The organism is Arthrobacter sp. UYP4 (assembly GCF_057291175.1).
Window position 1 is genome coordinate 1,480,910 of record NZ_JBXAVU010000001.1, and the last position, 13,967, is coordinate 1,494,876.

Genomic DNA, 13,967 nt, shown 5'->3' on the forward strand with positions numbered 1-13,967 from the left:
CCATGTCCTCCCCCAGCGGCACCACCACGCCCGCTTCCACCACGGCCATCACCAATGCCCACCTCGTCCCGATCGACGGGGAGCCCTTCGACGGCACCGTCGTCGTGGAGGACGGCCGGATCACGGCCCTCGGCGCCTCCGTTCCGGTGCCCGACGGCGCCACGGTCGTCGATGCGGGCGGGAAGTGGCTGCTCCCGGGCTTCGTCGACGCCCACGTCCACCTCGGGACGCACGAGGAGGGTGAAGGCGCCGCAGGAGACGACACCAACGAGATGACCAACCCGAACACCGCCGGCGTCCGCGCGATCGATGCCGTCAACCCCTTCGACCCCGGCTTCGACGACGCCCTCGCCGGCGGCGTCACCACGGTGAACGTCAATCCCGGCTCCGGGAACCCGATCGGGGGCCTCGCCGTCGCCCTCCACACGCACGGGCGCTACCTCGAGGAGATGGTGCTGCGCTCCCCCAGCGGCCTGAAGTCCGCACTCGGCGAGAACCCCAAGCGCGTCTACGGCGGCAAGGACAAGACGCCGTCGACCCGCCTGGGCACCGCGCTCGTCATCCGCGAGGCGTTCATGAAGGCCCAGAACTACATGGGCAAGGCCGACGAGAACGCGCGCGACCCGCACCTCGAGGCCCTCGCCATGGTGCTGCGCCGCGAGATCCCCTGGCGCCAGCACGCCCACCGTGCCGACGACATCGCCACGGCCCTCCGCATCGCCGACGAGTTCGGCTACGACCTCGTCCTGGACCACGGCACCGAGGCGCACCTGCTCGGCGACGTGCTGGCGGAACGCGGGACCCCCGTGCTGATCGGGCCGCTGTTCACCACGAAGTCCAAGGTGGAGCTGCGCGGCCGCTCCATCGCCAACCCGGGCAAGCTCGCGAGGGCCGGCGTCGAGATCTCGATCATCACCGACCACCCCGTGATCCCGATCAACTTCCTGGTGCATCAGGCCACGCTGGCGGTCAAGGAGGGCCTGGACCGGGAGACGGCGCTGCGCTCCATCACGATCAACCCCGCGAAGGTCCTCGGCCTGGCGGACCGCCTCGGCTCGCTCGCCGTCGGCAAGGATGCGGACCTGGTGCTGTGGAGCGGCGACCCGCTCGACGTCATGCAGCGTGCCCTGCAGGTGTGGATCGGCGGCACGGAGGTCTACTCCTACGACACCGAAACCTCCACCGGCACCGTCGCCCCGCGAGGATAGGCAATCTTGGGTCCCCGTCCGAACGCACTGCCGCCACGGCCGTTCACGCTGCGCGCGGCGATCGTGCTGTGGCTCGTGATCGCGGTGCTGCTGCTGATCGCCGCGGGCACCTTCATCACGTCGGCCGCGATGCAGGACCTCGACCGGGCAGGCTTCATCGGGCTCGGGGCGCTCTTCGGGGCGCTCGCCGTCCTGCAGCTGATCCTCCTGCTCCCGCTGCGCCGGGGCAGGAGGAGCGCCCGCGAGCTGCTGAGCACCATCGGCATCATCGTGGGCGTGCCGATCATCGTCCGCGGGACGCCCGGCCTGTCCCTCGTCGCGGGGGCGATGCTCGTCGCGGTGCTGCTGCTGTGGCTGCCGCAGAGCAGCGACTACTTCCAGCTGACCCAGCCGAAGGCGAAGAAGCGCTTCCGGCTGCCGGGTTCCCGCTAGCGGGGCTTGCCGGCGCGGCGTCGTGCACGGCTTTCGCCCTCGGAAGGGCGTGTCGGGCCAGGACACGCCGCGAAGGACGCCGTCCCCGCCGAAAACACGTGCACGAGGCCGCGGCGGCCCGGCCGACTCCGGACACACGAAGGGCCCCTCCACCAGGAGGGGCCCTTCGTATCAGGACTGGCGCAGTGTGGCGATCGCCTGGTCGAGATCGGTGATCAGGTCCTCGAGGTCCTCGATGCCGACGGACAGCCGGACCAGGTTCTCGGGGACGGCGAGCTCGGTGCCCTTGACGGACGCGTGCGTCATGTCGGACGGGTAGTTCATCAGCGACTCGATGCCGCCGAGGGACTCCGCCAGCAGGAATACGTGCGTCGACTCCGCCACCTTCTTCGCGGCCTCCGCCCCACCCTTGAAGGTCACGGAGATCATCCCGCCGAAGTCCTTCATCTGGGCAGCCGCGAGGTCGTGGCCCGGGTGCTCGGGCAGCCCAGGGTAGTACACGTGCTCCACCTCGTCCTGCTCGAGGAGCCAGCGAGCGATCGCGGTCGCGTTGGAGGAGTGCCGGTCCATGCGCACTCCGAGGGTCTTGAGCCCGCGGGTGGTGAGCCAGGCCTCCATGGGAGCCGACACGGCGCCGACGGCGAACTGGATGAACCCGATCTTCTCGGCGAGCTCGCCGTCGTTCACGACGACGGCCCCGCCGCTGGCGTCCGAGTGCCCGCCGATGTACTTGGTCGTCGAGTGGACGACGACGTCGGCACCGAAGGTGAGCGGCTGCTGCAGGTAGGGCGAGGCGAACGTGTTGTCGACGACGAGCAGGGCACCGGCGTCGTGCGCGAGCTGGGCGGTCGCGGCGATGTCGGTGATCTTCATCATCGGGTTCGACGGCGTCTCGACCCACACCATCCTGGTGTTGTTCGCGGCGATGGCGGACCGGACCGCGTCGGCGTCCGCCATGTCCACGGCGGTGTTGGTGATGCCCCACTGGGACAGCACACGGTCGATCAGGCGGTAGGTGCCGCCGTACGCGTCGTTGCCGAGGACGATGTGGTCGCCCGGACGGAGGGCGGCCCGGATGAGCGCGTCCTCCGCCGCGAGGCCCGACGAGAAGCTGAAGGCGTGCTCGCCGCCCTCGAGCGCCGCGATCTGGACCTGCAGCCCATCACGGGTGGGGTTGGTGCCGCGCCCGTACTCGTAGCCGTTGCGCAGCTTGCCGATGCCGTCCTGCGCGAACGTGGTGGTCTGGTACAGGGGCGGGATCACCGCTCCCGTCGTGGGGTCGGGGGTCTGGCCTGCGTGGACGGCCCGGGTGTTGAAACCCTGGGCGTTCGAGTGCGTCACGATGCTCCTGAGAATCCTGGTGGGAGTGAGTTATCTGCTCATGTACGTCAGCAAGTCGTGGCGCGTCAGAATTCCCACCGGGGACCCGACGTTCGTCACCATCAGCGCGTCGACGTCCTGGAGCCGTTCCCGCGCCGTCTCGACGGATTCGAGCGACCCGATGAGCGGGAGCTTCCCGTCCATGTGCTGCGAGATCTGGTCCGTCAGCTGCGCCTCGCCGCTGAAGATCTTCGCCGTCAGCGACCGCTCGTCGACGGACCCCAGCACCTCCCCCACCCTGACGGGAGGCTTCCGGGACAGCACCGGGAGGCTGGAGACGCCGTGTTCGGCCAGGGTCGCGATGACGTCGCGGACGGTCTCGGTGGGGTGCGTGTGCACGAGGTCCGGCAGCGAGCTGTTCTTGGCGCGCAGCACCTCGCCGACGCTCGCCTCGTCGCCGCCGGCCATAAAGCCGTGGGACTTCATCCAGTCGTCGTTGAAGATCTTGCCGAGGTAGCCGCGGCCGCCGTCGGGCAGGAGGACGACGACGACGTCGTCGGCGGTCAGGTCCTTGGCGACGCGCAACGCGGCGACGACCGCCATACCGCAGGACCCGCCGACCAGCAGCCCCTCCTCGCGGGCGAGGCGCCGGGTCATCTCGAAGCTCTCGGCGTCCGTGACGCCGTGGATCTCGTCCGGGATGGAGGGGTCGTAGGACTCGGGCCACATGTCCTCGCCGACGCCCTCGACGAAGTAGGGGCGTCCGGTGCCGCCCGAGTAGATGGAGCCGTCGGGGTCGGCGCCGATGATGCGTACGGGCCCGCCGTCGCGGTCCGCCGAGACCTCCTTCAGGTACCGGCCGGTGCCGGTGATGGTGCCGCCGGTGCCGACGCCGGTGACGAAGTGCGTGAGCTTGCCGTCGGTGTCGTTCCAGATCTCGGGGCCCGTGGTCTCGTAGTGGCTCAGCGGCCCGTTCTGGTTGGAGAACTGGTCGGGCTTGTAGGCGCCGGGGATCTCGCGGACGAGGCGGTCGGAGACGCCGTAGTAGGAGTGCGGGCTGTCGGGGGCGACGGCGGTCGGCGTGACCACGACTTCTGCGCCGTAGGCCTTGAGGACGTTGCGCTTGTCCTCGCCCACCTTGTCGGGCACCACGAAGACGCATTTGTAGCCGCGCTGCTGCGCCACGAGGGCGAGTCCGACACCGGTGTTGCCGGAGGTCGGTTCGACGATGGTTCCGCCGGGCTTGATCTTCCCCTCGGCTTCGGCTGCGTCGATGATCTTCGCCGCGATGCGGTCCTTCACCGACCCGCCCGGGTTGAGGTATTCGACCTTCGCGAGGACGGTGGCTGCGATACCGTCGGTGACGGAGTTGAGCCTGACCAGCGGGGTGTTGCCGATCAGGTCGACGATTGAATTGGCATACTTCATGACTACAAAGTTACCGGCTGGTGCCCGAACGACCATGCCGCCGTTACGCCGCGGGACGCGACCCGACCTGCTACTGCCCCTGGATCGGAGCCCGCCCGTGACCCTGCGCACTGCCTCCCGGGCGCTCCTGCCGGTCCTCGCCCTGGCCTGCATCGCCGCCGGCCTGCTGCCCGGCCCTGCCCTGGCCGGGCTGTGGGAGCGTATCTGGCCGATCCTGCTCTTCGTGACAGCCATGACGGTGGTCACGGACCTGCTCTTCGCGGCGGGCGTCTTCGAACGGATCATCGCGGCGTCGGCGCGCCTGGCCGGGGGCCGCACGATCGTGCTGTGGCTCGTGACCGTCGTCCTCGCCGTGGGCTGCACCGTCTTCTTCTCGCTGGATACGACGGCGGTGCTGCTCACGCCCCTGGTGGTGCTGCTCGCCCGGCGGAGCGGGCTCCCTCCCCTGCCCTTCGCCATGACGATCGTCTGGCTCGCCAATACGGCGTCCCTGCTCCTGCCGGTGTCCAACCTGACGAACCTCCTGGTGCAGGAGCGGCTGCAGCTCACTCCGGCGGCCTTCGCGGGGCTCGTCTACGGCCCGGCGGTGGTGGGCATCGTCGTGCCGTGCGCCGTCCTGCTCCTGATCTTCCGCCGGCAGCTGTCCGGCCGCTTCTCACCCGCCGCACCCCGCGTAGCGGAGGACCGCGTCCTGCTGCTGTGCGGTTACGCGGTCCTCGCACTCCTGGTGCCCGCCCTGGTCAGCGGGATCCCGGTGGCGGCGAGTGCGAGCGTGGCCGCCGGCGTCCTCCTGGTCCTCTTCGCGGTCCGGCGACGCAGCACGCTGACCTTCCGGCTGATCCCGGTGAATCCGCTCGTCCTCGCCCTCAGCCTCTTCGTGCTCGTCACCGCGGCCCAGGCGCAGGGCCTCGACACCGGGATCGCTCCCGTGGCCGGGACCGGGGCGGGACTCGCGGACCTCCTGCAGCTCGCGGCCGTCGGTGCCGCCGGCGCCAATGCCGTCAACAACCTGCCCGCCTACCTGGCCCTGGAACCGCTGGCCGGCTCCCCCCTCCGCCTCGCAGCACTGCTCATCGGTGCGAACCTCGGGCCACTCGTCACCCCCTGGGGATCGCTCGCGACCCTGCTGTGGGCCGAACGGCTGCAGTCCCTCGGCCTGTCCATCCGATGGGTGCCGTTCGCGCTGGCGGGACTGCTGGTGACGGCGCTGACGCTGCCCGCGGCCGTCGTCGTGCTGTGGTGGACGGGGTCCTGAGCCTAGGCTGGGTGGGTAAGCAGCCTGCCGATGAAGGGAACCGACCATGACGGAGACCATGACGAACACCTACCGGATCGCTGCGATCGCCGGCGACGGCATCGGCAAGGAGGTCATGCCGGAGGGGTTGCGCGCGCTCCGGACGGCCGCGGACAGGTACGGCTTCGGGGTCGAGGTCACGGAGTTCGACTACGCCAGCGCCGACTACTACCTCGAGCACGGGCAGATGCTGCCGGACGGCTGGTTCGAGGAACTGCGCGGCTTCGACGCGATCTTCTTCGGGGCCGTCGGCTGGCCCGACGTCGTGCCGGACCACGTGTCCCTCTGGGGCAGCCTGCTGCAGTTCCGGCGCCACTTCGACCAGTACGTGAACCTGCGTCCGGTGCGGTTGCTGCCGGGGATCACCAGTCCTCTGGCCGGCAGGAAGCCGGGCGACGTCGACTTCTACGTGGTCCGCGAGAACACCGAGGGCGAGTACTCGAGCGTCGGCGGCAGGATGTTCGAGGGCACGGACCGCGAGACGGTCATCCAGGACACCGTCATGACCCGTACCGGCGTGGACCGCATCCTGAAATACGCCTTCGAGCTCGCCCGGAAGCGGGAGAAGAAGCACCTGACGTCGGCCACGAAGAGCAACGGCATCTCGATCACCATGCCGTACTGGGACGAGCGCGTGGAGGCGATGGCGGCCGGCTACGAGGACGTGCGCACGGACAAGTTCCACATCGACATCCTCTGCGCGAACTTCGTCCTCCACCCCGACTGGTTCGACGTCGTCGTGGCCAGCAACCTCTTCGGCGACATCCTGTCCGATCTCGGGCCGGCATGCACGGGCACGATCGGGGTCGCACCGAGCGGCAACATCAACCCCGACCGGACCTTCCCCAGCCTCTTCGAGCCGGTGCACGGGTCGGCGCCGGACATCGCGGGCAAGGGGATCGCCAATCCGGTCGGCCAGATCTGGAGCGCCTCGATGATGCTGGAGCACCTCGGCGAGCCGGAGGCGGCCGCCGCGATCCTCGGCGCCATCGAGTCGGTGCTGGCCGCCGGCGGTGACACCCTCACCCGGGACCTCGGCGGTACCGGGACGACGGCGTCGCTCGGCGAGGCGATCGCGTCGACGATCCGTGGGTGATCCGCGGCCCTAGCGCCCCGCCCCGTCGGCGGAGACCTCCCACTGGCGGGCACCCGCGCCGGCCGCGCCGCGCGACTCGACCACGCGCCGGGTCCGCTCGCGCACCGCTGCCTCGTGCTCCGGGGACGAGCAGGCCCCGACCGGCCGATCGGGGGCGAGGGAACACCAGCGGTAGGGTGCCGCGACGATCAGGGACGGCACCCAGTCGAAGTCGGAGACGGACCAGCCGCCGCCGGCAGCCCGGCTCAGCCGGACCCGGATCATCAGGCCTTCGTTGTTGACCTCGTGGACGGGTGACAGCTCGGTCACCCCGTTGCCCAGCCCGTACGCGATCCACGTGCCGTTGTAGCGCTCGACCGGCAGGACCGAGTGGGTGTGGTGGCCGTAGACGACGTCGATCTCGCCGCTGTCCGCGAGTGCGTGGGCGACCTCCACCTGCTGGGCGTTCGGGACGGAGGCGTATTCGTCGCCGGCGTGCAGTGCAGCGATCACGATGTCCGCCCCCTGGCCCCGGGCCGCCGTCGCCTTCGCGATCATGTCCTGCGCATCGATCAGGTCCACGCGCCACGGCTCGTCGGGCACCAGTCCGTTCAGCCCGTACGTCGCCTCGATGACCGCCACCCTCGCCTGCGGCTGATCGAGGATCAGGACCTCCTCCGCATCGGCGGCGCTCGCATAGGACCCCGTGTGGTCGAGGCCCACCGCGTCCAGCGCCGCGAGGGTGCGTTCCACCCCCTGCGTGCCCCAGTCGATGGTGTGGTTGCTCGCGGTGGTGCACGCGTCGTATCCGACGTCCTTCGCCGCGGCGAGGATCTGCGGCGGGACGTTGAACTGCGGATAGCCGCTGAACGGTCCTTCCGCGTCGGCCACGGGTGTCTCGAGGTGGCAGACGCCGAGCGTGCCCGCCGCGAGATAGGGGCGCTGGCCCGCGAGCAACGGCCCGAAGTCCAGCGGAAGTCGGCCCGTCACCGCCGCGTCCGCCGCGGCCTGCTCCCACAGCTGCGGGTGCACCAGGAGGTCTCCCGTGAGGATGATGCCCACGCAGTCCTCGCATGCCGGCGGGGACGGTGACGGTTGCGGCGACCTGCTCGGCGAGGTGCGAGGGGATGCTGCCTGCGGTGCGGGATCCTGCGACGCCCGCCCGGAACCGTCCACCGTGCACCCTGCGCACAGCAGGGCCATCACGACGAGGAGGACGAGGAGCCCGGGCGCGACGGACCGCCACCCCCGATTCCTCTGGGCCTCCACCATCGGCTGTTCCTCAGGACGATTCCACCGGATGCCTGATGCTACTCCCGCGCGACCCCGCGTGACACGCCGTCGGACATCGGGACAGCACGGCCTCCGTGGGACGATTGAGGCATGAGCATCGCCCCCGCCGTCGTGCCCCCGGGTGCGGAAGCCGCGGAGTGGATCCCCGACGGACCCTACAATCTCGCCGCGACGATCGGCACGCTGCAGTGCGGCACCCACGACCCCTCCTTTCTCGTGCAGGGACCCGACTCCTGGCTCGCCTTCCGTACCGTCGACGGCCCCGTCACGCTCTCCCTGCGGCAGCGGGGCTCCCTGACCAGCAGCCGCATCCAGGCGAACGCCTGGGGGCCGGGGGCTGCCCGGGCGCTGGCATCCCTTCCCCGCCTGCTGGGAGCGGACGACGACTGGACCGCCTTCGACTGCGCCGAGTTCCGGGCCACGCTGCCCGACCTCGCCCGCAAGGGCAGGTACCTCAATCCCGGCCTGCGCCTTCCGTCGTCGGGGCGGATGCTCGACACGGTGGCCCGGGCGATCCTCGAACAGAAGGTCACCGGCATCGAGGCCAAGCGCGCCTGGCGCTACCTGCTCGTCCGCTACGGCGACCCCGCCCCGGGTGCCGGTGGCGTCGCTCCCGCGGCACTCCGCCTTCCCCCGACCGCCGAGCAGTGGCGCCGCGTCCCGTCCTGGGACTGGCACAAGGCCGGCGTGGACGCGAAACGCTCGGCCACCATCCTCAAGGCGGCCCTCGTGGCGACCGGGCTGGAACGGCTCGCGTCCCTGCCGGGCGGTGACGCGGTCCGTGCCGGCCTGCGGTCGGTGCCCGGCATCGGCGTGTGGACGGCGGCCGAGGTGGTGCAGCGGACGCACGGCTGTCCCGACTCGATCTCCGTCGGCGACTACCACCTCGCGGCCTATGTCGGTGCTGCGCTCACCGGGCGGCGGACCGACGACGCCGGGATGATCGAGCTGCTCGCGCCGTGGCAGGGGCAGCGCCAGCGCGTGGTGCGGTCCCTGTACTCGAGCGGCTTCCGCAAGCCCACCTTCGGTCCCCGCCTCTCCCCCGAGGACCACCGCCGGCGCTAGGCCCGCCTTATGCGCGTGACACGATGCGGCCGCCGATCCGGGCGCCGCTAGGGTGGAGGCATGAGCCAACCCGTAGACGTCACCGCAGTATTCACCCCGCTCGACGGCGAGTTCTTCCGCGTGAAGCTCGCCCTGGACATCGCCATCGAACAGGTGGTGCAGGAGCCCGGCTGCATCCGGTACGAGATCACCGAAGCGCAGGAGGACCGCATCGTCCTCACCGAGCAGTGGGAGTCCACCGACCTGCTGGACACGCACCTGCGCGGCCCCGCCGTCCAGGACCTCGGCGAATCGCTGAGCGCCCTGCTGGCCAGGCCCGTGGAGATGGTGCGGTCGGACCAGGCCGCCTAGCACCGGAATGAGAGAAGCCCCGCACTCGAGGAGTGCGGGGCTTCCGTTCGGAAGGACGGCTACTGCGCGTCGCCGGCGGTGTCGCCCTGCGCCTGTTGCTGCGCGATCTGCTCGTGCACGGCCTTCATGTCCAGGCCCTTGACGGCGTCGACCAGCTCACCGAACTGCGTCGCGTTGAGCGCGCCGGGCTGGGAGAAGACGAGGACCTTCTCGCGGAACGCCATCAGCGTAGGGATGGAGGTGATCCCCGCGGCTGCGGCGAGCGACTGCTCGGCCTCGGTGTCGACCTTCGCGAAGGTGACGTCCTCGTGCTGCTGCGAGACGGCGTCGTACACCGGTGCGAACTGCTTGCACGGCCCGCACCAGTCGGCCCAGAAGTCAACGAACACGATGTCGTTGCCCTCGATGGTCTCGGGGAAGCTTGCCTCAGTGATATTGATTGTCGACATCCTTCAACGCTAGCGACCCCCTGGACCCTTGTCAGGCCTGTTCGCTACCGATGAAGTGCCCGCCCACCCACCCTTTTCTCCGGAGGCCAGCATGACCGACCCCTACGACCTCGCACGATTCGTCGACGCGCAGGACGCCCACGGCACCTACGACCAGGCCCTCGCCGAGCTGCGGAACGGCCGGAAGACGGGGCATTGGATGTGGTTCGTCTTCCCGCAGGTGGCAGGACTCGGCAGCAGCCCGACGTCGGTCCGGTACGCCATCGGCACCCTCGAGGAGGCACGTGCCTACCTCGCGCATCGGGTCCTGGGCCCCCGCCTCATGGAGAGTGTCCACGCCCTCCTCAATCTGCAGGGCAGCGATCCGGTGGCGGTGCTCGGCGGGATCGATGCGCGCAAGCTGCAGTCCTCCATGACGCTCTTCGACCGGGCCGGGCCGCAGGAGCCGTGGTTCAGGGCGCTGCTGGACCGGTACTACGCGGGGGCGGAGGACGAGGCGACGACGTCGATCCTCGACGGCTGACGCCGTCGCTCCGGCCCTGTCGCTCCGGCCCTATTCGCCCGTCCCGGTCGCGTGCGTGAGCGAGGCGCGACCGGCGAGGATCACGCCCGCCGCGACGAGCACCATGACCGCGGCGACGGCGTAGGTGGCGCGGGGATCGAAGACCTCGGCCAGCTTCGTCGCGGCGAAGGGTGCGAGCGCCCCGCCCATCCACCGGACGAAGTTGTAGCCGGCCGAGGCGACGGGCCGCGGCGCGGTCGAGACACCCATGGCGAGTTCCGTGTACAGGGTGTTGTTGATGCCCAGCAGAGCGCCGGAGACGACCACCAAGACGACGACGGCGGTCACCGAACGCTCGGCGGCCAGGGTGAGGCCGACGAGCACGAGGGCCAGGGCCGCGAGGGTCAGGAGCAGCACGCGGGTGGTGCCGAGCACGCGCTGCAGCACGGGTGCCACGAGGACCGAGAAGATGGCCACCATGAGGCCCCAGCCGAAGAACACCGCACCGATCCCGTACGCGTCCATGCCGAGGACGAAGGGAGTGAACGCCAGGATCGTGAAAAACCCGTAGTTGTAGAACAGGGCGCTGGATGCGGTGGTGCGCAGGCCCTTGTGTCCGAGCGCGACGAGCGGTGCCGTGAGCGACGTCGTGGTCGCGGGCCGGGGCGTGGCGGGCAGCAGGATGATCAGGGCGAGAAATGCCGCGGCCATGAGGACGGCGGTGCCGAAGAAGGGCGCGCGCCACTGCCAGCCGCCGAGGAGCGCACCGAGCAACGGGCCGAGGGAGATCCCGAGGCCGAGGGCGGCCTCGTAGAGGATGATCGCCGTCGCGGTACCGCCACTGGCCACGCCGACGATCACGGCGAGCGCGGTGGCCACGAAGAGCGCGTTGCCGAGGCCCCAGCCGGCGCGGAAGCCGACCAGGGTGGCGACGTCGCCGGACAGGCCGGCGAGCGAGGCGAACACCACGATCAGGCCCAGCCCGAGCAGGAGTGTCCGCTTGCCACCGATGCGTGAGGAGATGACGCCGGTCACGAGCATCGCGACGGCCGTCACGAGGAAGTAGCTCGTGAACAGCAGGGACACCTGGCTCGGTGAGGCCTGGAGGTTCTCGGCGATGGCCGGGAGGATCGGGTCGACGAGGCCGATTCCCATGAAGGCGAAGACGGCCGCCAGGGCTGTGGCCCAGACGGCTCTGGGCTGCCGGAAGAAGGACCGCTTCTCCTCGGCAAGGACCGTTGCGGGCTGCGCGGCCTGTGCGTGGGTGGTCACTCGGGTACTCCTAGGCTGTGTGGTTCAGTTTTTCGATGATCGGCAGGGCGGCGGCCAGTGTCGCGCGGTCGTCATCGTCGAGTTGTTCCAGCAGTGCCGCGACGCGTTCGTTGCGGCGCCTGCCGGCCGCCTCCCAGGCCTCGCGGCCGGTCTCCGTCAGCTGGACGAGGACGGCACGGGAATCGGTCGGATCGGGCTGCCGGAGGACGAGCCCCGCCTGCTCCAGCTTGATGATCTGCTCGGTCGCCGACGGGACGCGGATGCCGAGGTTCGCGGCGACCCGGCTCACGCGGAGCGGTTCGTCCGCGGCCATGCTCAGGGTGCTCATCTGCATGGTGGTCAGTTCCCCGTCGCTGTCCATGGACCGGCTGAGGTAGACGGCGTGGCGCAGGGTGGTGCGGAAGGACTGCGCGAGGGCCAGCAGCTGCGTATCCGTCGGAGGAAGGCTCATAGTTAGGTAGCCTAACATTTTCGGGCGGTGTTCTCAATCGACGGCGGTGCCGAGCCCCGCTAGCGTGGGACGCAGCCGACACCAGGAGGGACGATGCAGGACGAGACAGCACCGGCTGTCCACCCGGCGCGGGCCCTGCCCGATGGCGGGGATGCTGCGGTAGCACACCGGCACGACTCCACCCCCTCTGCGGTCGGCGACCCGCTGGCCTTTTTGGCGGGCTCCTGGCACACCGAGCGCCGTCTCCTCGACAGGGCCGGTGGTCTGACGGGCACCTTCATGGGGACCACCACCTTCACGCCCGACGACGACGGCCTCCGCTGGGAGGAGGAGGGGATCGTCGCCTGGCCGCAGTTCCAGGGTCCGGCGGTCCGCACCTATCTGGTACGGAGGGGCCGGGACGGATCAGCACTCGTGCACTTCCCCGATGGCCGGCTCCTGTGCCGGCTCGACCTCACCTCGGGCCGGGCCTACGACGAGCACGCATGTGCGCCCGACACCTACCGGGTCCGTTTCACCGCCACCTCGGCCACCACGGTCGAGTACTCGTGGGACGTCACGGGGCCCGCGAAGGATCTCCTGCTGACGACCGTCCTCACGCGGGAGTAGAGCCCCGGATCCTCGCCCACCGGAGCCGGGACCCGAGGTCGCGGAGGCGCCGCCCCGGTGCCGGCAGCTCGAAGAGGAGGTTCACCGACGCATGCTCCCTCGTCGAGTACACCCAGGCGAGACCGAGCGGCAGCCCGATCCCCAGCAGGAGCAGCAGTGGCAGCAGGAACCATCCGCCGGCGAGGCCGACGGCGTCGGCCAGGGCGAGCGTGACCATGATCGGCCCCAGGTGCGCGACGTAGAACACGATCGAGTAGCGGCCCACGAATGCGAGGAACGCGGTGGCCCGGTTGGTACCGAGCCGCGGGAACAGCCAGCACACGACGCCCAGGGCTCCTGCTATTCCCCAGGCGAACTCCCCCCGGTACAGGACGTCCCGGCCGATCACGTTGAGGACACCCACGGTGACGGCTGCGGCCAGGGCCGGTGCCAGCAGCCAGGGCCGGCTGGTGATCCTCACCAGGAGCGGGGCGTGCCGGGCACACCACGCCCCGAGGAAGAAGAAGGCCGCCAGGAAGGCCATGGTCTCGGGGCGGCTGCCGTGCGGCAGCACGAACGAGACCAGGAGCGCTGCACCTGCGGGGACGAGTTGCGGGATGCGGCGCAGCGGATAGGCGAGCGCATAGAAGACGAGGATGAACCAGAGATACCAGAGGTAGGTCGGCGAGCGGTAGAGGATCTCGGCGACTCCACCCGGGCTGAGGTCCCCACTCGCCGCCAGGATGATCAGCGACCAGAGGACGTACGGCCACGCCACCCGGGAGACCTTGCCGGCGACGTACTTCCGTCCGGGCTTGGCCAGTGACTGTGGCAGCAGGAGCCCCGAGAGGAACATCAGCACGGGCATGCGGAAGGGCTCGAGGAAGAGGTTCAGGGTATCGACGCCCGGCGTCGGCCCGGCGGCCAGCCGGAGGGACTCCGCTGCGTGCAGCAGGACGACGAGGAGGATGGCCGTACCGCGCAGGCTGTCGAGCCAGGCGATCCGAGCGCCCGGAATATCGCTGATCACGCCTCCCCTGCCGTCGAATTCCACTGTATGCATGCCTAGGTACTCTTCGTAGGGCAGGCCACCCGCGGATGGCTCGGACGTCCCTGTGGTAGCGGACCTATCAGCTTTCCCCGGGCAGGTCGAGCCGATGGCGGCACGGCGGGGCGGGAAAGCCCCGGCGCTACGCTGGGATCGACAGCGCTCGGGGGTCGCACGGTTTCTCTGGAGGT

At 70.2% G+C, this 13,967-nt stretch carries 15 protein-coding genes; 8 read left to right on the forward strand and 7 right to left on the reverse strand.

Annotated features, from left to right (window positions below; all coding sequences use genetic code 11):
• The first annotated feature begins 2 nt into the window (after positions 1–2).
• A complete protein-coding gene (locus tag AC0Z9V_RS06955) occupies positions 3–1,208 on the forward strand; it encodes an amidohydrolase (RefSeq protein ID WP_485141087.1) in 1,206 nt (401 codons plus the stop codon).
• A gap of 6 nt (positions 1,209–1,214) precedes the next feature.
• The gene (locus tag AC0Z9V_RS06960; protein WP_485141088.1) at positions 1,215–1,640 is read left to right on the forward strand and encodes a hypothetical protein; all 426 of its coding nucleotides are present in this window, start codon (positions 1,215–1,217) and stop codon (positions 1,638–1,640) included.
• Between the two features lie 171 nt (positions 1,641–1,811).
• Here the strand turns inward: AC0Z9V_RS06960 and AC0Z9V_RS06965 are convergent, their stop codons facing one another.
• Both AC0Z9V_RS06965 and AC0Z9V_RS06970 read right to left on the reverse strand, forming a co-directional pair.
• The gene (locus AC0Z9V_RS06965) at positions 1,812–2,981 is read right to left on the reverse strand and encodes a cystathionine gamma-synthase (RefSeq protein ID WP_485141089.1); all 1,170 of its coding nucleotides are present in this window, start codon (positions 2,979–2,981) and stop codon (positions 1,812–1,814) included.
• Positions 2,982–3,011: 30 nt separating this feature from the next.
• On the reverse strand, positions 3,012–4,388 hold the full coding sequence (locus AC0Z9V_RS06970; protein WP_459267220.1) for a cystathionine beta-synthase: 1,377 nt from the start codon (positions 4,386–4,388) through the stop codon (positions 3,012–3,014).
• Between the two features lie 97 nt (positions 4,389–4,485).
• On the opposite strand from AC0Z9V_RS06970, the gene AC0Z9V_RS06975 reads away from it, so the two are divergent.
• A complete protein-coding gene (locus tag AC0Z9V_RS06975; RefSeq protein WP_485141090.1) occupies positions 4,486–5,643 on the forward strand; it encodes an ArsB/NhaD family transporter in 1,158 nt (385 codons plus the stop codon).
• 58 nt (positions 5,644–5,701) lie between these two features.
• Positions 5,702–6,778 carry a tartrate dehydrogenase gene (locus tag AC0Z9V_RS06980; protein WP_133082343.1) on the forward strand — a complete coding sequence of 359 codons (1,077 nt, stop codon included), beginning with the start codon at positions 5,702–5,704 and terminating at the stop codon, positions 6,776–6,778.
• Between the two features lie 9 nt (positions 6,779–6,787).
• Here AC0Z9V_RS06980 and AC0Z9V_RS06985 read toward each other — a convergent pair whose 3' ends face one another.
• A complete protein-coding gene (locus AC0Z9V_RS06985; protein WP_485141091.1) occupies positions 6,788–8,029 on the reverse strand; it encodes a CapA family protein in 1,242 nt (413 codons plus the stop codon).
• A 111-nt stretch (positions 8,030–8,140) separates the two neighbouring features.
• Here AC0Z9V_RS06985 and AC0Z9V_RS06990 point away from each other — a divergent pair, with 111 nt between their 5' ends.
• Both AC0Z9V_RS06990 and AC0Z9V_RS06995 read left to right on the forward strand, forming a co-directional pair.
• Positions 8,141–9,115, forward strand: a complete 975-nt coding sequence (locus AC0Z9V_RS06990) for a DNA-3-methyladenine glycosylase family protein (protein ID WP_485141092.1) — start codon at positions 8,141–8,143, stop codon at positions 9,113–9,115.
• 60 nt (positions 9,116–9,175) lie between these two features.
• Positions 9,176–9,466, forward strand: coding sequence for a putative quinol monooxygenase (locus AC0Z9V_RS06995; RefSeq protein WP_485141093.1), 291 nt, complete (start codon positions 9,176–9,178; stop codon positions 9,464–9,466).
• 59 nt (positions 9,467–9,525) lie between these two features.
• On the opposite strand, the gene trxA is transcribed toward AC0Z9V_RS06995, so the two are convergent.
• Positions 9,526–9,915, reverse strand: coding sequence for a thioredoxin (gene trxA, locus AC0Z9V_RS07000; protein ID WP_133082339.1), 390 nt, complete (start codon positions 9,913–9,915; stop codon positions 9,526–9,528).
• A 91-nt stretch (positions 9,916–10,006) separates the two neighbouring features.
• On the opposite strand from trxA, the gene AC0Z9V_RS07005 reads away from it, so the two are divergent.
• Entirely contained in the window at positions 10,007–10,438 is a 432-nt protein-coding gene (locus AC0Z9V_RS07005; protein ID WP_459287199.1) for a DUF1810 domain-containing protein, read from the forward strand.
• A gap of 30 nt (positions 10,439–10,468) precedes the next feature.
• Here the strand turns inward: AC0Z9V_RS07005 and AC0Z9V_RS07010 are convergent, their stop codons facing one another.
• Both AC0Z9V_RS07010 and AC0Z9V_RS07015 read right to left on the reverse strand, forming a co-directional pair.
• Positions 10,469–11,689: an MFS transporter gene (locus AC0Z9V_RS07010; RefSeq protein ID WP_459287201.1), complete on the reverse strand. Its 1,221-nt coding sequence runs from the start codon at positions 11,687–11,689 to the stop codon at positions 10,469–10,471.
• Between the two features lie 10 nt (positions 11,690–11,699).
• Positions 11,700–12,140 (reverse strand): MarR family winged helix-turn-helix transcriptional regulator, encoded by a 441-nt coding sequence (locus tag AC0Z9V_RS07015; protein WP_459267226.1) that lies wholly within the window; start codon positions 12,138–12,140, stop codon positions 11,700–11,702.
• A gap of 93 nt (positions 12,141–12,233) precedes the next feature.
• Here AC0Z9V_RS07015 and AC0Z9V_RS07020 point away from each other — a divergent pair, with 93 nt between their 5' ends.
• A complete protein-coding gene (locus AC0Z9V_RS07020) occupies positions 12,234–12,749 on the forward strand; it encodes a DUF6314 family protein (protein ID WP_485141094.1) in 516 nt (171 codons plus the stop codon).
• Here AC0Z9V_RS07020 and AC0Z9V_RS07025 read toward each other — a convergent pair.
• On the reverse strand, positions 12,736–13,791 hold the full coding sequence (locus tag AC0Z9V_RS07025) for an acyltransferase family protein (protein WP_485141095.1): 1,056 nt from the start codon (positions 13,789–13,791) through the stop codon (positions 12,736–12,738). The two genes, AC0Z9V_RS07020 and AC0Z9V_RS07025, sit on opposite strands and share 14 nt — an antisense overlap.
• Between the last annotated feature and the right edge of the window lie 176 nt (positions 13,792–13,967).